Genomic DNA, 20,515 nt, shown 5'->3' on the forward strand with positions numbered 1-20,515 from the left:
CGACCTCACGGTCGACACCCTTGTCTTGAGCTAATGGTTACTACTGCCTTCACCATTCGGGATTTACACCCTATAGATAGCGCCCATGCTGGGCGCACAGTGCAGAAAGCCAGCAAACTCAAGGGTTTGCTGGCCTTTTCGTGAAAATAAAAGGACAAATAAAGTCTTGAAGTGGTTTTAGGACCAAATTGACTGATTTACAAATTAGTTTGAAGTACTTCTGACAAATTCACAAAGATGTTAAGGGAGGGTGTTCTTTGCTTTTACCTTTTGTCCTCGACATCCGACAGGTGTCGCCTATAAGAAAGTTGATGCATGTAATTATCCAAACACGACTATGGGAATCGCGATGTCCCGAATTTAAGGCAGTAACGGTTTAAATTCCCCCGTTATGGTTTGATGCCCTTCGCTAGCCTCATAGCTCTCTTCCTGTTGGAGCTCGAACTTCTCCATAATCGGCAGGTCGCTTGCCGAGAACAGGTACGCCTCTTCATCCGCAACATGCTCATGCCATGCCCAGTTCGGCACTACAAAGAAATCGCCTTGCGACCAATGATATCGAACTCCATTAATAATGGTATACCCGCTTCCTTTAAACACTTGATAAATGGTCGAGCTGGTATGGCGGTGCGCCTTCGAATGGAAACCTGCCGGAAGTTTCTGCATCCAAGCGGCGATATTCGGGTTGGCCGTCTTGCCAGTGGACGGATTGATAAATTCTACCGCATACCCATCATAAGCATCCGGTTCAAACCGACTCAGTCCCTCGAGTGCCGCCAATGTTTGGCTCCACTTGTAGGAACCAACAGGGGCGATCTTCGGCTCGCGGTCGCCAATCGGACGAACCATGCCGCCCTCGTAGCGTGAAATGCTGAAGTTGTCCGGCACCTTCGGCTGTTCGATCCTCTCGGGATACCCTTCAAAGAACGTGCCCGAAATGGCATAAATCGTCGGGATGTCGAGACAGTCCATCCAGATCATCGGCTTATCGCCCAAGTGAGCATGACCGTGCCACAGTCCTTTCGGGGTGGTGAGGAAGTCACCCTCCGCCATAAAAAACCGCTCGCCTTGCACGATGGAATAAGCGCCCTCCCCCTGCATAATAAACCGCAGTGCACTCTGGGTGTGACGGTGCGACGGTGCTGTTTCCCCCGGCAGCAGCAGTTGTACGGCGGCGTACAGCGTTTGCGTCGTCGATGCCCAGCCCCATGGCTGGCGGTACGTCAAACCCGGGTTTTGGAAAAAGATGGCGCGCCTCTCCCCTCCACGATCCGGGGTGAAGATCTCCTGAGCCTCCATTAGCTTAGCGTGCAGCGTCTCCCATTTCCATAAATAGGCCTCGGCTTGGGGGGTAGGCTGCTTGTGCATGAGATCGGGAATTGCATGCCACAGTGGGCCAAGATGATACTTCTCGATTTCGCGGTTAAAATCTTTGACCGTTTGACTTTGAAAGAAATCCATTTTTTCAGACATCGTGTACCCCCCGTTAGTTGAACGCGCCGATGTTGCGCTCGATTTGCTTCAGATGTGTGATTAAGTGCTCCGTTAACAAGTGATCGACGATAAACGAAAGCGGCTTCGTTCCAAAGCGCGGGTTTCGGCTCTGCGCTTCAAGCTGAAGATCCTCCTCGCGCAGCGAACCCAGCACGTCTTGGACCTGCTGCTTGGTAGCGGCTAGACCTTGTAATACATCCGGGGCTTTCCGTTCATGAGCATCCGACACGGCGGCCAGCCGGCCTTCATGCTGCAGCCCGCGTCCCCATGGCGTTTCCGGCGAGTTGATCATGGTTTGCAGCTCCCGCAGCCAGTAGGGAATCGCTTCCTCCAGATGGCACAATACCTGCTGCACCGACCAGCTTTCTTCGTTTGGCTTCCAGCGCAGAGCCTCTTCGGACAGTCCTTGGCAGGCCGCAATAATCTGATCTGTTGTTTGGTGAATAGATGCGATCGTTTCTTTCAAACTCATCCTTAAACACACTCCGTTTTTTTCACCGTATTCTCCAACATGCCGATGCGATCAATTTCAATCCGAACCACATCTCCGTCTTTGAGGAACACCTCCGGCTCGCGCGCCACCCCGACACCTCCCGGTGTTCCTGTCAGTATCACATCGCCCGGCTCGAGCGTCATCAGGTTCGATAGAAACTCCACCAAATACGGTACGCTGAATACGAGATTGGCGGTGTTCGAGCGCTGGCGCTGCTCGCCGTTGACCGTGAGAACGATCTCTAACCCTGCCGGATCCAGGAGCTCATCGGCCGTGACGAGCCATGGCCCCATGGGCGCGCTGCCCTCGACAGTTTTGCCCTGCAGCCACTGTATCGTCCGTCGTTGAATATCGCGGTAGGTCACATCGTTCACAATCGTGTAGCCAGCGACATACTGCAGCGCGTCGGCTTGCGATACGTTTCTGGCGCGTTTGCCAATCACAAAAGCGAATTCAGCTTCATAATCCAGTTGCTCCGACACCGGATAGAACGGAATGTCGTCCTGCGGACCGACTATGGTGTTTCCGAACTTGGCGAATACCACGGGGAAGTCCGGCAAGCCGCGGCCCATCTCGAGGATATGTTCACGATAGTTATGGCCAACGCAGATTATTTTCCCCGGGTTCCGTACCGGTGCCTCAATTTTAACTTCGGATATGCGATGGAACACCTTATATTTCATGGCATATCCATGCTTTTGGGCATAGTCTATCGCCTTCTTGACCAATTCCATGCTTTGCTCCCCGCCCTGCAGGAACTCCACCATATTTGCAGGAACGAAGGCTTCAGCCACTTGTACCGAGCGAATAACCCCCTCGGCCTCCAGCATCGTGCGATAAGCATAATTCAGATCGATGACTTGTTCCCCGTTAATCATGCCGATCCGCGTGTTGCCTTCATAACTAAAGCTGACTAATTTCATTGGTCTCTCTCCCTCTTCATTTTCCATCGTAAATTTGTGGTGCCGTCTACACTTTCTTAAATGTCCCCGCCGCTTCCTCGCTGTCCTTGAAGCCGATACGAACCCCCTTAGCGCGAATATACATCGTTCCTTCCGTCAGAAATAACGGCTTGGTGTACAACTTCCAGGACGGATTGTCTCCGTCTTCCAGTGTGTAAGCGATAGAGGCGCCTTGCGTAGCCGAATGCAGAAGGATCGCTGTCGCCTCCCCATACTCGCCGCAGGTCACGGCTTCCCTGCCGTGCAGCATGCTGTTGAGCGGGATGAAAATCGGTGAAGCGGTGTGCGGTTGTGTCCCGCCAGGCCACATTTGCGCGACCATCTGCTCCTCCGGCACATCGCCCCACACATCGTATTTGCAGCGCCAATCATCAACGACCGAACGAAACCTTTCCAGCTCCTCGCGATAGTTAGGGTCGTCCGCTAGATTTCTCATTTCGTAAGGATCCGCCAAACAGTCATAGAGCTCTTCAGCGGGACGCTTATGCTGCATCAATAACCGTTGGTCTCCTTCAAGCTGGCCGGAAAGTTCCAGTCTCCACAGCTCCTGAAACGCTGGATGTTGATGGCTGAACTGAACCCACTGCAGATAAGGCTTGTCCGGATAATAATTCCGGATATATTTGTACCGCTTATCCCGTGCAGCGCGGATCATATCATAAGATTCGTCATATCGGTCACGAGTCGCATAGACATAGTCCCTCGGCTTTGCCTTGCTCCCTAGGAAGGGCTGACCTTGCATATGGTTCGGCACGGTTGCCCCGGCTAACGACAGCACGGTAGGGCCGAGATCAATCAAGCTGACGAGGGCATCGCTCACTTGTCCGGGCGCCATCATGCCTGGCCAGCGGACGATCAGAGGGACTCGGATTCCTGCGTCATAAGGCCAACGTTTGGCACGAGGCAGGCCTTCGCCATGATCGCTCCACAGAAACACAATTGTGTTCTCCGCGAGACCGTCTTCCTCCAATTGCTGCAACAGGGAACCGACGAACTCGTCCGCTTCGGCAATAAGGTCGTAGTATCTGGCGATCGAGTCACGCGTTTTCGGCGTATCCGCCAAGTATGGGGGGACTTTCACCTGATTCGGATCGGTAACTAGCGGCCGCTCCATAGGATGATCAGGATAATAATTGCCGCGGATCATAGTGCCCCACATGCTGCTCTCATGCGTCAGAATGTGGTTAAATACCGCAAAGAACGGTTGATCCGCATCCCGATTGCGCCAATGTGCGTCCCGGCTATCTTCATCCCACGCCGTCAATGGCGAAGCAAACTGATAGTCCGTCTTCCAGTTGTTCGTACAGTAGTAGCCCTCTGCCCGTAAATGCTCCGTAAAGGTCTTCACATAAGCCGGAGGCACTGCAAAATACGGAGTCGGAAGTTCCGGCGTATTTTTGTTAACATGCTCCGTGCGCATGTGATGCGCCCCTATCGCAGTCGGATACATACTGGTAATGATCGCAGACCGGCTCGGGGAGCAAACGCCTGCGGTTGCAAACGCATTCGTGTACAGCGTGCCCGCTGATGCGAGCTCATCGATATGAGGCGTCCGCGCCAATTCATCACCGTAACAGCCGAACCTCGGACTCGTATCCTCTATTGAAATCCACAGGATATTCGGTCTCGTTGTTGTGGCGCTCATGCTACTCATCCCCTTCTTATTTCCCTGCCATTTTAGCACTTATTTTCGCCTGCAAGCCGGCGAGAACGCTGCTCCGTTCCTGTAGAGTCTCAGCAGCGTGTCTACGCTTCAGCTCCTCTGCAAGGTGCCCTCTTCCCGTATTTTGCAATCGCTCCACGTAGTTGCTCAAATAGCCCTTAGCATGGAACGGCCCGCCTTCCTTCATCACGGTCCACAAAGGATCGACAGCATCGGTGTTTCGCCGCATCATATCGTCATGCCACTGGTTTAGATAGTAAACAGCTTCGTAACAGAGTTCCCGATGCTCAGCAGCAACGTTAAACTGCTCCTTCGGGTCTTCGGCCAGATTGTACAGCATATCTTCATCGAACAAATGGAGACCGTCGTGATAGGTCCGTATATACATCCAGTCCTTGAAGCGAACCGCTCGCTGTGCGACATGCGCGCATTGGGAGACCACCAAGTAGTCACGCCCGCATGGAGCACCTTCCTTGAGTGCCGGAGCGAAGCTCTGTCCGTGCCAATCCGGGATTGGCGCGCTGCCCAGCATCTCGGCTATGGTCGGCAGCAAATCGAGGTGATAATGCAGCCCATCATCCACGATGCCCTGCTTCATGCCCGGCCAGCGGATGATCATCGGGATGCGGCATGTTCCCTGGTCCGCAGTCGCATGCTCGCCATAGATACCGAGCTGCCCCATGTTCTCGCCATGGTCGGCAGAGATCATAATGATCAGCTCTTCCATGACGCCTTGCTCTTCAAGAGCCTTGAATAGGACGCCGAGATGGTCATCCATATAACGGATCCCGCAATCGTAGCCGTCTATCATTTTCCGCATATCATCCATGTTCAGGATTTCACCCGGGTGGCGCGGAAAATGAGGGCTCGTTTCGTTGGTATATTGCTTATTTCGGAAATCAATGTTCAGCTCATGCACGCTGTGGGAACCGACCATTTCCTTATGCCGCTCCAAGACTTCTTCGGTGATCCACTCCGGCAGAGGCTCGTGTTCAAATGGATTGCCGAACTCTTGAGGTGCACGATATGGCGTATGCGGATCCCAGTAGTTGATGTACAGGAACCAGTTGTCGCGACTCGCATTGCGCTGAATCCAATCCAACGCCACTGGCGTCACATGCTCGGCCGATTCGTTGCCATATCTTCCAGTGTTCAAGATCTCATTAAAGCCGGCGTAAAATTGAAAGGTCGAGTGTCTTTGAGCAAAGGGACTAATCAAAGCCGTATTCATATCGGCCGCCAGTCCAAGATAGGAAGGCAGCGAGCCTCCCCGCGTCAGCTTACCCATCAGTTCCCGCTCAGTTCCCTCAAGCTTCATATCGCCTGCAGTTCCGCCATGTCCGACGAGGCCGTTGACGATCCCAAATTTGCCGCTCATCAGCGCTGTGCGGGACGGAGCACACGGAGCATCCGATGTATAGTAGTTAGTAAAGCGAACACTTTCCCCCGCAATACGGTCGATATTCGGTGAAGTATTCCGTTGATACCCATAACATCCCAGGTGATCCGGACTGGTCGAATCCAGATCCAAAAACAATATTCTCACAGTGATCATCTCCATTCTCTAAGCTAGCGTGTGGCACATTTTTATCATAAACACTCGCCCGCGATAAGTCGTTATCCGATTCTCTGAATTGTGATACTCTCAAGTTATGAAAAAATCCCCGAGAAGCCCTTACTTTCGCAAGTGGCTCCTCAGGGATCGTACCAACCGTTATTCCTTATAGGAAACGTTCAATTCTTCAATGATTTTGTTGCCACCGCCTGCCAGCCAGTCAGCCGACGCTTTCTCGATAACGGATACCGGCTCGCGGCCCATAATGATTTTGGAGACGGTCTCCCACCATTTCAGGTTCAAGTTGGCCCCGGACTTCGTCAACGTCTCGGATTCGAGGCCTGCGGCCTTATTTTTCCAGGTATACTTGTCATTCTGGGTAAACATGTCTCTGATCATCTGGTGATACGCAGGGTCCTCCCATTTGTACATCTGAATACTCGGATCGAATGGACGTAACACCCAGTTGTTAAACAGATTTTGACGGTCTTTGTCTGCCGCTTCCAATTTCTCGAATTTGCCATCGGCTGTCTTCTTGTAGTGTACGCCTTCAATCCCGTTTTTGATATAATCAGAGCCTTCCGGAGACAGGAAGTAGTCGAGGATTTTCAGAATCCGCTGCTGCTTCTTCGGATCGATCTTGGCGTTGATGACGTTCTTGTCCAGCATATCAACGTTAGCGGTTCCTGTTTTGCCTGTAGGTCCTTTAGGAGGACCCAAAGGTGTAATAGCCGCGTCCGGGACAAGCTTCTTGATGGCAGCTTGGTGGTTCTTCCAATCGTTCGGATTCAGATAGGCAAACCCGACCTTGTTCGATTCGAACTTATCGACCGTGGATCTGATTTTATTGACCGGGAAGTCCTTATCGAGAACACCTTCGTTGTAGGCTTTATTTAAAAAGGTCAAGAGATTTTTCCACTCCGCCACCTGCGTTTGATAAGGAACCAGCTTTCCGTTAACATCCGCCCATTGGTTGTAAAGCCCGAAGCCGGCCATAATGAATTCAATATCTTTAATCGAATTGCTCGTTGTGTCATAATACAGGGAGAATCCGGTGGTATCCTGCTTACCGTTGCCGTCTGGATCTTTTAATGCAAACGCTTTCGCCACTTCATAAAATTCGTCGAATGTCTTCGGCGCAGACAGCCCCAGTTTCTTCAGCCAGTCTTCACGTACGCTCAATGTATCTCTATTTTCCGTAATATAGTAAGGAAGACCGAGGAGTTTGTCTTTTGGATTCAGCGCGTACAGCGGATCCTTAGGAATCTTGGCCAAGTTCGGGTATTGGGTCAAGGTAGGCTGAATGTCCAGAAACAGCCCCTGCTTCTTCCACTTGTTGAACTCTGGATTAAGTACCAGGAAAACATCCGGGAAATCGTTGGAAGCGGCCAGCACGTTCAGCTTTTCTTTATAGTTTGCGGCTGGCACCCACTGCATCTTGACATCTACGTTGAACTTTTTGTTTAGCGCTTGAATCATCGGGCTATCATCAGGCCAGCCGCCGCCTTGGAACGAACGCGCCATCCAAGTTATCGTCATTTTTTCGCTGAAATCGTCTGCAGCCGCTTTGCTGTCTCCAACTTTCTGAGATGCTGTGCCTGCAGCGTCAGGCTTGGAGCAAGCTGCTAAACTGCCGAAGGATAATGCAAGTGCGCAGAAAACCAATAAAGTCTTTTTCATTGTACACCCTCTTTTCTTCATCTAAATCCGTCTTGGATTACCTCTATATCATAGGGGACAAGCATAAAATATGCGTTACACAATTATCTGATTTATTATCCTAACTCTGGCGAACCGATATTCACCATGTAAAAGGTTATCTTACTCCACGATCGGAAGAACAGTAGCCTTGACTGGCACCGGCCATCTTTCAAGCTCCGGAACATCGGTAGCCTTGCCCCATTTGGCCAGCAACTGATGATGCTCGGCTTTCTCCAGATGTTTCTCGATAATCGCGGTCGTATCCCAGGTCTGTTTCAAAATGGCCTCAAAATGGCCGACAACGTCGCTTCTTTCTTGAGCTAGATTGTGCAGCTCTTGCGGATCCTTACTCAAATCGAACAACTGCTTGTACTGCTCATAGAAGGCATAGGCGACATATTTCCAGTTGCCCTGCCGCAGCATGCGCCCAGGAACCGGCCCGCAGTCCAACGTGGCTACATACTCGCTAATGATGTAACGCTCCGGGTCCTCCGGGCCGTTCTCCAGCAAGGATTTCAGGCTGACGCCATCCTGTCTGGGCGGAGTCTCCGCTCCGGCATACGCACACAGCGTCGGCCCCAAATCCATAATGCTTACCGGCTGCTCAACTCGACGACCGGCGGATACGCCGGTTCCTGACACGATCATGGGGATTTTGGCCGAACCTTCATAGAAGGTGCTCTTCCCGATCAACCCATGCTCACCAGCCTGCTCGCCATGGTCGGACATGTAGATGAACACGCCTTGACGACCGCTGCGCGCCAAATAACGGCTCCATCCCTCACGCACTTCTCCGACTTGGCTGTCTATCGTTTCGATCATCCCTAAATAGGCGGCACGCAGCTTGATAACATTGTCCTCCGTTAGCTTGTTCTGGGCTCGCATCTTCTGCAGGACAGGATGACCCTCGTCGAGCCCGAAAGACTCTGGAATGCCTACCCTTTCTTTATAATACATATATCGCTCAGGAGGAGCTACATAGGTATGGTGCGGACCATACGTACCGACAAAGAGGCATTGCGGCTTCTCATGGTCTTGATTCAAATAGTCCAAGGCGGCCTTGATCACAGCCTTGTCATACTCAAGCACAGGAGACGTCCCACCTCCGATAATTTTCAGACTTTGATTGGCCATTGTGCCAACAAAGGGGCCCAAATCCGAACGGGCCGAACCATAGCGCCCCCAGAATAGCGGAGTCATCTCGCCCATAATGCGTTTGGTGAATCCGTGCCGCTGGTCCTCGCCCATAAAATGCATCCGCCCGCACAGCACCGTTTCGTAGCCTTCCGCGGCAATGCCGTGAAGAAAAGTGGCCTGATCGCTGCCGATCGCACCGTGATTCGTATAGACGCCGGTTTTCTCCGGTAGTTGTCCAGTCAGCATGGATACTCTGGCAGGAACGCACAGCGGCGAGGACGTGTAAGCTGCGCTCATGACGGTTCCTTCCTGAGCGAGCTGGTCCAGATGAGGCGTGCAAACCGTCGCGTGCCCTTCATAACCTGTGTACCGCGCATGATGCTGATCGCTCAAGAACACCAATAAATCCGGTTTCTTCATACCTGCTTCCTCCCATCATCTCACTTATTCATGCTAGATAGTCGTTTTCCATATGTAGCAGTTCGCTCATCTTGAATGACGCCGCTCCAATTTAGTCCGTACGCAAAATCGTAAGCGTGCCCGGCAGAATCAACGTATACACGCATATCATGAGGAACGTCCTCATGCTGCTCCTCGACGGTTCGCATATCGGCGGGCATTTGGAATGGCAGCAGGCCGCTCGGTTCCGCAGATCCGGTAATCACTTCCATAATGGATTTCTCCACAGCTCCGAAGTTGGCTAAAATCGCACTGGCTGCACCCTCGAATTCGGCCATGACCATCGGATTATTCAAAGTCAGCGACACAATGACCGGCTTCTCCTTCATCCGTTGCTTCGTCTCCAGCACCATGTCAAGATCCCCGGCATTGGTAACGGTCACCGTCTTCCCGTTGTAGGCCCGGTTCAGCACATCTCGCGGATCTCCGGCGATGCTGACATCCCGGCCATATTCTGCAGTGTAAGGACCATATTGCAGACTGATCGGGACATAGCCTGATCCGCCAGCGGCCACGTCCGCCTTGCTGTAGCCCATCGTAGAATGTGGGCTTTCGATGAAGACAAGGGCGAAATCCGCTTCATCTGGCTCCTCCGTCACTTCGAAGTAGCGTCTAATCTCATCCAGGTTAACGGGATAGCCATCGCTTGCCGGCACCGGCCGTCCAATCCAGTTGCTGCGGGCAGGGAGCTTCCTTTTCGGAATATATACCTTTTTATTGGATTTCATGGGGAGAACCTGGTTGTCGTTCTTCAGCAGAACGAACGCTTTCAACTGCGCCTCGTAACCGGCTTGTGTGAACGCCTCGCAGCCTACCGTCTCCACGGTCTTCTGGACATCGACGTATGGATTCTCGAACAACCCCAGTCTGAATAAGTTCTTCAGCAACCTGACGGCCGATTGCTCGAACCGCCTCCGCATGTAAGCTTCACCATGCTCCCGAACACCGATCTGGTACGCCTCCATAATCGGGCCGGCTTCGTTGTTGCCGCCGAACTGGTCCACTCCTGCCATGAGCAGCTTATAGTGGCGCTCCGCTACGGTGTATCCCTCTTCAACCCCCCAGCATCTTCCTCCGGGATTCAGCCTCGTAATATCTTCCGGCGCGTCGGCGGTAATGCTCCAGTCCGTGCATACGACACCGTCGTAGCCGACCTGCTCGCGGAGTAAATCATGGATGAGGTAGGAACTGTACGAGTTGCCCACATTTTCCCCGTTCTTCTTGTCCTGCTCCCAGGAGATCGTATAATAAGGCATAACCGCGGACGCCTGCCCCGTCTTGCCGTTCAGGCGAAACGCCCCTTCGGTAAAAGGAATCAGGTGCTGCTCAAAGTTGTTCCCCGGGTATATGGCATATTTGCCGTAACCGAAGTGCGCGTCACGCCCCGCTTCACCAGAGCCGCCCCCGGGCCAGTGCTTCACCATCGCATTCACGCTGTCATAACCCCAGCCCTCCGCGATTTCTGCTTCGCCCTCCGACGTTTGAAAGCCGTCAATATAAGCGCGTGCCATATCGGCAGACAAATGCGGATCCTCGCCGAACGTCATGCCGAACCTGAACCATCGCGGATCAGTGCCGATGTCGACCTGCGGAGACAGCGCAGTCGACAAGCCAAGAGCGCGATATTCCTTGGCCGCAATCTCCCCGAACTTGCGGGCGAGCTCGGGGTCGAACGTTGCCGCAAGGCCCATCGATTCTGGCCAGATCGAGATGTGGCTGCCTCCGCCAACCTTGAATTCGGTGGAAGCATCCAGGCCGTGACGCGGATCAGAGCTGTTATTAGCCGGGATGCCAAGAGGCTCGCTTTCGGCAACCTGCTGCAGCAGGTTGTTCCATCGTGCGCCGCACTCCGGACTCTCCACGCTCGTCACAAGCACGTGGCGGATATGGTCTTTAGCCAAAAACTGCCGCTGCTGGTCCGTTAAAGCGTATGGCTCCAAGGCGCTCTCCTCAAAAGACTTACCGTCATAAGTCGCAGGATTGAAGCCCTTGCTCCCTGGAATCGCCTGATGTTTGCTGAACAGCATCAAACCGGCGATTTGGTCGATGGACATTTTAGACGCAAGATCCTTTGCCCTCTCCTCTGGCGATAAACGCCAATCCTCATAAGGATCCAGCTTGCCGTCTTTGTTCAAATCCTTGAACAACAGGCCGTCCTGACGGATTATCTTAACTCCCGTTCCTTCGGTGTAACCGAGGGTAGGGCCGTTATCATTGTTCACATACCGAATGACTTGTTCGTTCTGACGTTGCTTCACTGTATTTCCCTCATTTCTCATCAATTAACCTTTCACCGAACCCATCAGCATGCCCTTGTTAAAATATTTCTGCATGAATGGATATACGACCAACAGCGGGAACGCTGTGATCAGGACAGCCGCCATTTTTACGGCAGGGGTGTACGAGAAGCCGCCAGCGCCTACTTCCATACTAGAGTCGGATTCGATCAGCATTTGGCGCAAAAACACTTGAAGAGGCATATCATGCGAGTTATTCAAGAACAGAATCGCGTAAAAATAGGTGTTCCAATTGTGTACGGCGTAAAACAAAGTAAAGGTAACAACCGCTGGCATGGATAGCGGCATGACGATTTGCCAGAACAAACGCCACTCGGAGCAGCCATCGATTTTGGCCGATTCCTCCAGTTCGGCAGGGATGTTCTGAAAGAAGCTCCGCATGACAATCAGGTTAAACGGGGCTATCGCCCCGGTCAGGTAGAGTGCCCAATAGCTGTTAAGCAGCCCCAATTCCTTGACCACAAGATAGGTAGGAATCATCCCCCCGGCAAAAATCATCGTGAACAGCACCATAAAGTTAATCGTACGACGGCCCTTCAGCCAGTTCTTCGATAAACCGTAGGCCATCAGGCTCGTCAGCACTATGTTGATGGCTGTTCCCGTGACTGTAATCGTCACGGCATTTCGGAACGATCTCATAAAGTTATCGTTGCTGAGCAGGTAGCCGTACGCTTCGATCGTCCACTCATGAGGAAAGATAAAGAAACCGCGGGACACAAATTCCTGTTCCGTCGCAAACGAGCTAGCCACAACATAAAGAAAAGGGGCCAAGATCACCAGTAAAGTTAGGACCAACAGTCCATAAATCGTACCGGTGAAGAGCGGATCTTTTCCACGCGAGTCAAATGTATTCATGTCAGTAAACCCCCTCTTCGCCTGCTTTTTTAGAAAGCTTGTTAGCCAGTACAATCAAGACAAGGCCGACCAGCGATTTGAACAGTCCAACAGCCGTCGTGAAGCTGAATTCGCCTTGCAGTACACCGGACCGATACACATACGTATCAAATACATCGGAAACCGATAAGTTCAGCGAGTTTTGCATCAAATAAATGTGCTCGAAGCCGATATCCATGACATGTCCCAATCGCAGAATGAATAAAATAATAATCGTTCCTTTAAGCGCTGGTAGCGTAATATACAGCATCTGCTTCCAACGATTCGCGCCGTCGACGACAGCAGCTTCATACAAGGTAGGGTCCACGGCAGCCAGCGCCGCAAGGAAAATAACCGCATTCCAGCCCGCTTCTTTCCAAATGCTCTGGAACACATACACCCAGCGGAAGTAATTAGGATCTGTCAGGAGCTCAATTCGCTCGAAGCCTGCACTGGCAAGCCCTTTGTTAATCGCGCCTTCCTGTGTAGCAAACAGGATGATGGTAATGCCCACTACGACGACCCACGAGATAAAGTGCGGCATATAAATGGCGGTTTGAACAAATTTCTTAAACCAACGGACACGAACCTCGTTAAGCACTACAGCGATCACAACCGGGGCCGGAAAAAACAAGAATAAGTTAAGCGCGCTCAACACTAACGTGTTTCTTAGCAGGATTAAAAAATCCGCTTCTCCAAACAAACGCTGGAAATGCGCGAAGCCCACCCATTCGCTGCCGCCGAATCCCTCGAACGGATTGTAATCTTGAAAAGCAATAATGATCCCGCCCATCGGCACATAACGGAAAATTAAGAAATACAACAAACCGGGTAAAATCATCAGATATAATGGAAGCCCTCTCTTCCATTCCCTAAGCGCCGATTTTCTGCGCGATGGCAGATTTGCCTGCACCAATTCAATCGTGGATTCACTCTGCACTTGCGTTCCCTCCTGAGCAATACTTTGATGTGGATCAAGTTATAGCTACATCATAGCCGCTCGTCGGACAGAAGTCGTTATACGATTATCTGATTTCCAAACCTGCATAAATAGGCTCAACACAAACAGGCCGCCACCGGTTATCCCGGTCAAACGGCCTTGTCCAATGTCGGTATTCTCCTAACCTACTTTATATTTCAACGGAATGCGAATGGAAATAACGGTGCCTCTATCCGGGAAAGAAGAAAGTGTAAGCCCATAACCTTCTCCATACTGTAAAAACAATCGCGTGTGCACGTTGCGTATGCCTAATGATTCCGTTTGGATGAACTTATGATCGTTAACGTTCCGGGAGATGTCATGAAGCCCTTGCCTAAGCTCGTCCAACTTCGATTCCGGAATACCCGGTCCGTTGTCCGCAATTTCAATCACCAGATCGCCCTTGTCGTCATACGCACTGACCAATATAGCGGCATCGCCCGCCCTCGGTTCTACCACGTATTTGACCGCGTTTTCCATCAAAGGCTGAGCGGTTAACTTCACGAGCAAGCAGCCGTAAAATTTCGGGTTCACCGTGATCCGGCTCTGAAACTTCTTAGGGAATCGGATGTGCGTAATCTCCAGATATTTCTCCAGAATCGTAAGCTCTTCCCGTAACGTAACCTCATGGTCTGAAAATTTCGCGGTATAGCGGTATACGTCAGCCAAATTGGTAGCCATACTTACGACAAGTTCGTCATTGTTAATGTAACCGATACTTTTGATTACATCTAGGGAATTATAGAGCAGATGAGGATTAATTTGATTTTGAAGTGCCTGGATATAAGCCTCCTTCTGCCTCAGCCGCATGTGTACCTCCTGGAGCTTCAGCTCCGATATGGTATGGATCTGCTCGTCCAGCTGCTCGACCATTTTGTTAAAACTGTGGTTCAATATCTGAAATTCGTTCTTCCCATCCCGAAATTCGGCTCTAGTATTATAATCGCCTTGGAACACCCGATTCATATTCTGTCTCAAGTGAAGCACGGGCTTTACGAACAAATTGGACACAATCGGCACAAGAAACATAACCAATATCGCAATAAGCCCAAATGCAATAATCGTCGAATTCCTTGCCGAATACAGTCCGCTCGCCATTTCGTCAAAAGGAACAAGAGCCACGACCCTCCAGCCGAGCACCTTGGAACTGCTGGTTGAGATCAGCATATTTTTTCCGTCAACCGATTGAATACTGACCCTGCCTTCAACCGGTATCTCGATTTCTTTACCAAGCGGCGTATCGGTAATCTTGTGTCCGCGCCACTCTTTAACGCGGTGATAAACAATCGTATCGTCTTGGGAGAGCATCATGAACTGCCCTGATTGCCCGAGCTTCGACCTTTCAAACGTTTCCTCTATTTCGGACAGCGACAAATCCATGACGATATAACCGATCTGCCCTAACGTCGTGCTGCTGTAAACCGGATTCAAGATCGAGATGACGGAAAGGCCGTTTTGCTGCGGATATTTAATCGTGTGCGTCGGGATCAGAAAACGCTGCCCCGCAATCGGGACGTTATACCACGGCTCTGAGAGGTAACTTTCAACCTCCGAACTGTAGCTCCGCATGGCCAGAACACGCTTGTCCGTAGACATGAGGAATATGCCGGCGATCTCGTTGTAATTCAGAGCGACGTAGCGTCTCAACATCCCTTCAATGTTTTCTGCATCATAGGCCGAGATGCTGCCGCCGTCCTCGAACCAACGTTGAATCAGCTCTTCTTTCACGACTGTTTTCGTGGTTTTGGACAACTGCTCGAAATAAAATTCAATATGGTAATGCAATCGTTTGGCCGCTTCATCCGTCACCGTGTGAAAGTCTTTCTTTACCGTGTTGCTATAGTTCAAATGTGAGAAAAATCCCATAAGAATCATGGATAGAAAGCTGATACCGAGAAATAGGAGCACCATGCTCACCTTAATGGGAAATCGGTCCCAAAATTGTCTCATTGCACATCATGCCTTTACGTCTGAATTAGTTGAGGCTCAACATCGTGTACATGTTCTTGATCGACTTAGGATATCCTTTTTTCCTATATAAAAAAGCAAAAGAAGGATGTCATCCGTAAAGATAACATCCTCTCTGGTCTCCTCTATTCTTTGCCCCATTTGTTAACATTGTCTTGAATCACAGGATGTGACAAACCGCCTGTTATGTCCCACCAATGATCCACAGCGCCGCGAAGAGACTGCCTTGCTGTTTCCGCTTCCGGTCTCCCTGCTAGATTGACCAATTCATCGGGATCGTTCTGCAGGTTGTAAATCTCTTCCATGTCTTCCTCGTAGTAGTATACATATTTCCACTCCGGCGTCTGGGCCGCACGGAAAGGATGATAGCCCCAGTAAGCCTTGTAATGCTCGAAGAAAACGAGTTGTTCCTCAGGAGGCTCAGTGAGTCGAAGATGCGGCAGCAGTGAGCCGCCTTCGCATTCGACCGGCACCTGGATGCCTGCTGCATCGAGCAGCGTACCGGTTACAGCCGCGCTAGAGACAAGGTCTGGTATGACGGTGCGAGCCGCTTGCTCTCCCGGTGCATACAAAATGACAGGCACGTTATACAGCTCCTTATACGGGAGAACGCCCTTCAGGCGCAATTGATGTGCCCCCTGCATGTCTCCATGATCTGTCGTAAACAGGATTACGGTATTTTCCAGCATCCCTTTGGCTTCGAGCTTGCTCACTAGGCGCCCCAAGTTGTCATCCATAAGCTTCAGCATGGAACGGTAGTGCTGGGCATCTCTGCGGACAATGTCTTCCGTCATAGCGGATTCACCCTGCTGGGACCGTATCTGTTGAAATTCCGGCTTCGTCGACAAGTCGTCCTCGTAATAACTGCTCGGAATAGGCATTTCAGACTTCGGAAACTGCGCCGCATACTGCTGAATGAGCTCAAAAGGCGGGTCTACCGGTGTATTCGGATGCGGCATATACCAATTGACAGCCATAAAGAACGGCTTGTCCCCCTCATAATCTTCCAAATAGTTGAGGGCTTTCGTAGACGTCAGCGCATCTCTGTGGCTATGAAACCGCGGCTCCGGGTTGGCAGCGCCCAAATCGAAGCCATCGGTCCGATAATCGGTAATTTGGAACTCATGGTGGGCGGGAGATAATCCTAAATGCCATTTTCCTAAATAAACAGTTTCATATCCGGCACGGTTAAATTCTTTGGCAATGCCCCACTCCTGTGGATCCAAAACATGGCCGATATTGTTGACGCCTACCTGATGAGGGAATTTCCCTGTCATCCAGCTAGCCCTGGAAGGTGAGCATTGGGCGGACGTCGAGATCACGCCAGTAAACCGTACGCCTCGTTCCACCAGTTTATCCAGGTTCGGTGTGTGATAGCTGGAATTAACACAGCCTATCGCATCTACTTTTTGTTGATCGGTTGTAATCATGATGACGTTTTTCATGGCGATTGCCTCCTAGTAAATATGATCCCACCATATGCTTCATCGGGCGTAGGATTAGCCATCGCGAATACGATGCGGCGCAGCGCCATTTTCTGGACATCCTCTCCGGTCTGCAGAACGCCTCTAAACACGCCTGCCGCTTCACCCGCATCCAGGGCATCCACAGTAATATCCCGTAATGAAGACTCTTACCCCGGGCGTATCACATCGATCGAGGTAACATCTCCTCCGGCTTGACTTATGGCAGCCGCTACTTGTCCGAAGATGATTTTGCTGTGCTCCAGCTCGGCTCGAATAATAATACTGGTATGCGCCACTCTTCTTATAGCTCCCAGTTCATCATTGATTCATAGCTACATCATAATGAAACTGCCCAGGGATGTCTTTACACAATTTTCTGATTTCCGATACAATCGGGATACGACAAAAAACCCGTCCACCGGCAATTTGCCGGTTGAACAGGCTGTTATAGCTTTCAAGCTTCAGATGCCCATCCCTTTGCGATATTCGTTCGGGGAGAGTCCGGTTACATTTTTGAAAACACGATTAAAATACGGCATTGAGGAAAAGCCCACCATATCGGCGATCTGATATATTTTCAAATCGGGCTCCAGCAGCAGCTGCTTAGCTTTGTCGATGCGGATTTTATTCAGGAAATTGACGAAAGAGTCGCCCGAGTGTTGCTTGAAGAGCGCGCTGAAATGGGAGACGCTAAGCCCTACATAGTCAGAGATTTGCGATAAGCTGATCTCTTGCATATAGTTTTTTTCCGCAAAATCGCACGCTTTCTTAATCACAAGTCTGAACGATCGCTTGTTATGTTGCAGCTGACCAAACTGGCACCAGGTTTCGATCAAGGTTTGAATCTGCTTTTTGAGCAACTCTTCCGTAGTCTCCATTGGTGCAACTGTTTTCACATAATCCGGATACGTATATTCGAGGAGATCGTTCAACTTACCGGCAAAAATCCGAAGCAGTCCAAGCCTGGAGCTTGGGTGGTTGTTTGGGTCCTTGACAATGGATTGCACTAGCTGGACTTGATCTGTCATAAGCTGCTGTACATCCATCTCCTGCATGCGCTCCAAAAAGTTGTGAATGTTCATCAACTGATCGTGAGCAGGATTAAGCCTCTCGAGCCTTTGCAAAGAGCGCTCCAACGCCTCCTTCAGCACGTCCTCTCTCACCGGTTTGAGCAAATACTCGGACACCCCATACCTAATCCCCTGCTGAGCATAAGAAAAATTATCATATCCGCTAAGAATAATGCTGACAAGCGGAAATTTAATCTCGTCTATCTTCTTGATTAAGGAAAGCCCGTCCATCTTTGGCATCATAATATCCGTGATCAGTACAGTCGGACACAGCTCCTGAATCAAATTCCAAGCTTCTTCTCCATCACCGGCTTCACCCGTTACCTTGAATCCTCCGCCGATCCGGTCAACCATCTCCACTATACCACTGCGAATCCAATGCTCGTCTTCCGCTACAAGTACATGGTACATTAAAAGCCCCCCTAGAGGTCATTCCTATAAGTATAACCCTTTAGGCAAAGTAAATAAAGCATACCGCCATACAGACAGGGCCATCAACCGATGTTTAAACTAGGAGTACTTCAATCAGAACATTATCTGATACTTCAAAACTTTATTTGTTATTTCAAATCTTTATTTGTCACTTCAAAACTTTATTATCTACTTCAAAACTTATTTGTCACCCGATATATCATATCTAGTTGTTGTTCCCCGCCCATTGACTTTCCCAACTCAACGTAATAAAATATTTGTACGTAACATATAATTTGTACACCGGAGGCTATCCACTCCATGCCACAAGACAAAGAGATCCAAGACAGCTACTACATCGAGTCCCCTGAGCAGGCAACTGTGCTGCTTAACCCGCTTCGCGGAGAAATTATCGCTCAGCTCTTAGAGCCGGGATCCGCCGCGGAAGTGGCCCGCACCTTGGGCGAGACGGCTCAACGCATCAACTATCACCTGAAAGCGTTGGAGAAAGCTGGCTTAGTTCAGCGCGTTGGTACACGCCAAGTACGCAATCTGGTCGAGGTGCTCTATCGTTCGATCGCCAAAACCTTTGTACTGGCCGAATCTCTCAGTATGAAGCCTGAAACCTTGCAAAAGCTGAAGGATCAGAGCTCGCTCGCTCATCTCGTGACGACCTCTGAGCGAATTCGACGAGATGCTATGCTGCTCATGGAGCAGTCTGACGTCGGTGAAGAGATACCAAGTGCGACGCTGCAGCTTCAAGTTCGGCTATGCACGGAGCAACAGCGGCAAGCATTCATTGAGGAATATGCGACGATGGTCCAGCAGTTAGTGGAGCGTTACTCAGGTGTTCAGGATAAGACCCAGGAAGCATATCATGTTTTGCTAGCCATTTACCCCAAACCGAAGGAATGAGGAGGTATTTACCATGAGTCACGAGCAAGAGCAAGGACATGAGAAACAAGCAAGTCTGCCCAAGCGGGATACTACTCCGTTATCAGTATCACCTGTCATTGCTTGGGAACAGCCCCCTGCCCATTCAAGCGATTCCTCCAAGAGCAAGGTCATTTCGATTGATTCTTATCGCCGCCACGCCGCCGCATCCATAGATTCCGAAGCAACCGTTACCGTTCGTGAGTTCCCAACTTTTGAAAGTGAAGAACCTATTCGACTCGTCATGGTTTCGTCTGGTTTTGGACAGAAGATTACAGTCAATATCAATACGATTCAATGCAAAGCTGCTTAATTGGCTCAACAATTTAATTACGTTAATCCTTAACCTCGCAAAATAAACAGCTACGCCGTCCTTCAAGGACTTCTCACAGCGTTATGGAGAAATATAGCCAAATTTCAACCCATTTCCATGATAGAAGGGATGATTTCCATGAGCTTCATACCAATGGTAGTCGAACAAACCGCGCGCGGAGAGCGCTCGTACGATATTTACTCCAGATTGCTGAAAGACCGCATCATATTCCTGGGTACAGAGGTAAATGATCAAGTCGCGAATGCAATTATTGCCCAGCTTTTGTTCCTTTCCGCAGAGGACCCTGAGAAAGATATTTCGCTCTACATCAACTCACCAGGCGGATCAACCTCAGCTGGCCTTGCGATTTATGACACGATGAACTTCATTAAACCGGATGTCTCCACGATCTGCGTAGGTATGGCCGCCTCCATGGGCGCTACTTTGCTATCAGCCGGTGCTCCGGGTAAACGTTTTGCCCTTCCTAATGCGGAAGTCATGATCCACCAACCTTGGGGAGGTACACAGGGTCAAGCGAGTGATATTCAAATTCGCACTCAGCATATTCTCAAAACTCGCAGCATTCTAAATCGCATTCTTGCCGAAACGACCAAGCAACCGATCGAGAAAATCGAACAGGATACGGATCGCGATTACTTCTTAGAAGCCGAGGATGCGCGCGCATATGGGTTGATTGATAAGGTAATTGAGCGGATTTAGATCCGCAAAAACATGCTAAGG

Annotated in this window: 18 protein-coding genes; 3 read left to right on the plus strand and 15 right to left on the minus strand. The window is 50.5% G+C overall.

The window, feature by feature from the left end:
* Positions 1 to 360: 360 nt before the first annotated feature.
* The 15 genes from ASG89_RS33995 to ASG89_RS34055 form a co-directional block, all read right to left on the minus strand.
* Positions 361 to 1,473, minus strand: a complete 1,113-nt coding sequence (locus tag ASG89_RS33995; RefSeq protein WP_057315769.1) for a cupin domain-containing protein — start codon at positions 1,471 to 1,473, stop codon at positions 361 to 363.
* Positions 1,474 to 1,486: 13 nt separating this feature from the next.
* Entirely contained in the window at positions 1,487 to 1,966 is a 480-nt protein-coding gene (locus ASG89_RS34000; protein ID WP_057315770.1) for a DinB family protein, read from the minus strand.
* Between the two features lie 2 nt (positions 1,967 to 1,968).
* The gene (locus ASG89_RS34005) at positions 1,969 to 2,910 is read right to left on the minus strand and encodes a fumarylacetoacetate hydrolase family protein (RefSeq protein ID WP_057315771.1); all 942 of its coding nucleotides are present in this window, start codon (positions 2,908 to 2,910) and stop codon (positions 1,969 to 1,971) included.
* 46 nt (positions 2,911 to 2,956) lie between these two features.
* Complete coding sequence (locus tag ASG89_RS34010; RefSeq protein WP_082593773.1) at positions 2,957 to 4,594, minus strand: sulfatase-like hydrolase/transferase; 1,638 nt, start codon at positions 4,592 to 4,594, stop codon at positions 2,957 to 2,959.
* Between the two features lie 16 nt (positions 4,595 to 4,610).
* On the minus strand, positions 4,611 to 6,158 hold the full coding sequence (locus tag ASG89_RS34015; protein ID WP_057315772.1) for a sulfatase: 1,548 nt from the start codon (positions 6,156 to 6,158) through the stop codon (positions 4,611 to 4,613).
* A gap of 168 nt (positions 6,159 to 6,326) precedes the next feature.
* Positions 6,327 to 7,847, minus strand: coding sequence for an extracellular solute-binding protein (locus ASG89_RS34020; RefSeq protein ID WP_057315773.1), 1,521 nt, complete (start codon positions 7,845 to 7,847; stop codon positions 6,327 to 6,329).
* A gap of 141 nt (positions 7,848 to 7,988) precedes the next feature.
* Positions 7,989 to 9,425, minus strand: coding sequence for a sulfatase-like hydrolase/transferase (locus ASG89_RS34025; RefSeq protein ID WP_057315774.1), 1,437 nt, complete (start codon positions 9,423 to 9,425; stop codon positions 7,989 to 7,991).
* Between the two features lie 20 nt (positions 9,426 to 9,445).
* Entirely contained in the window at positions 9,446 to 11,743 is a 2,298-nt protein-coding gene (locus ASG89_RS34030) for a glycoside hydrolase family 3 protein (protein ID WP_057315947.1), read from the minus strand.
* A 3-nt stretch (positions 11,744 to 11,746) separates the two neighbouring features.
* Positions 11,747 to 12,616, minus strand: a complete 870-nt coding sequence (locus ASG89_RS36910) for a carbohydrate ABC transporter permease (RefSeq protein ID WP_057315775.1) — start codon at positions 12,614 to 12,616, stop codon at positions 11,747 to 11,749.
* 1 nt (position 12,617) lies between these two features.
* Positions 12,618 to 13,574 (minus strand): ABC transporter permease, encoded by a 957-nt coding sequence (locus ASG89_RS34040; protein ID WP_057315776.1) that lies wholly within the window; start codon positions 13,572 to 13,574, stop codon positions 12,618 to 12,620.
* 180 nt (positions 13,575 to 13,754) lie between these two features.
* Positions 13,755 to 15,563 carry a sensor histidine kinase gene (locus tag ASG89_RS34045; protein WP_063868289.1) on the minus strand — a complete coding sequence of 603 codons (1,809 nt, stop codon included), beginning with the start codon at positions 15,561 to 15,563 and terminating at the stop codon, positions 13,755 to 13,757.
* 143 nt (positions 15,564 to 15,706) lie between these two features.
* Positions 15,707 to 17,026 (minus strand): sulfatase, encoded by a 1,320-nt coding sequence (locus ASG89_RS34050; protein WP_057315778.1) that lies wholly within the window; start codon positions 17,024 to 17,026, stop codon positions 15,707 to 15,709.
* A complete protein-coding gene (locus ASG89_RS36915; RefSeq protein ID WP_157276913.1) occupies positions 17,023 to 17,190 on the minus strand; it encodes a hypothetical protein in 168 nt (55 codons plus the stop codon). Before ASG89_RS36915 ends, ASG89_RS34050 begins: the two co-directional genes overlap by 4 nt.
* 24 nt (positions 17,191 to 17,214) lie before the next feature.
* The gene (locus tag ASG89_RS38370) at positions 17,215 to 17,343 is read right to left on the minus strand and encodes a hypothetical protein (protein WP_268795701.1); all 129 of its coding nucleotides are present in this window, start codon (positions 17,341 to 17,343) and stop codon (positions 17,215 to 17,217) included.
* A gap of 165 nt (positions 17,344 to 17,508) precedes the next feature.
* Positions 17,509 to 18,528, minus strand: a complete 1,020-nt coding sequence (locus ASG89_RS34055) for a response regulator transcription factor (protein WP_057315779.1) — start codon at positions 18,526 to 18,528, stop codon at positions 17,509 to 17,511.
* 321 nt (positions 18,529 to 18,849) lie between these two features.
* Between ASG89_RS34055 and ASG89_RS34060 the strand changes: the two genes are divergently transcribed.
* The 3 genes from ASG89_RS34060 to clpP all read left to right on the plus strand — a co-directional run bounded on the left by ASG89_RS34060 (position 18,850) and on the right by clpP (position 20,494).
* On the plus strand, positions 18,850 to 19,443 hold the full coding sequence (locus tag ASG89_RS34060; protein WP_057315780.1) for an ArsR/SmtB family transcription factor: 594 nt from the start codon (positions 18,850 to 18,852) through the stop codon (positions 19,441 to 19,443).
* A 13-nt stretch (positions 19,444 to 19,456) separates the two neighbouring features.
* Positions 19,457 to 19,774, plus strand: coding sequence for a hypothetical protein (locus tag ASG89_RS34065; protein WP_057315781.1), 318 nt, complete (start codon positions 19,457 to 19,459; stop codon positions 19,772 to 19,774).
* A 138-nt stretch (positions 19,775 to 19,912) separates the two neighbouring features.
* Complete coding sequence (clpP, locus tag ASG89_RS34070) at positions 19,913 to 20,494, plus strand: ATP-dependent Clp endopeptidase proteolytic subunit ClpP (protein ID WP_057315782.1); 582 nt, start codon at positions 19,913 to 19,915, stop codon at positions 20,492 to 20,494.
* The last annotated feature ends 21 nt before the right edge of the window (positions 20,495 to 20,515 follow it).

Origin of the sequence: Paenibacillus sp. Soil766, from assembly GCF_001428105.1 — a bacterium.
Lineage (GTDB): Bacteria > Bacillota > Bacilli > Paenibacillales > NBRC-103111 > Paenibacillus_E.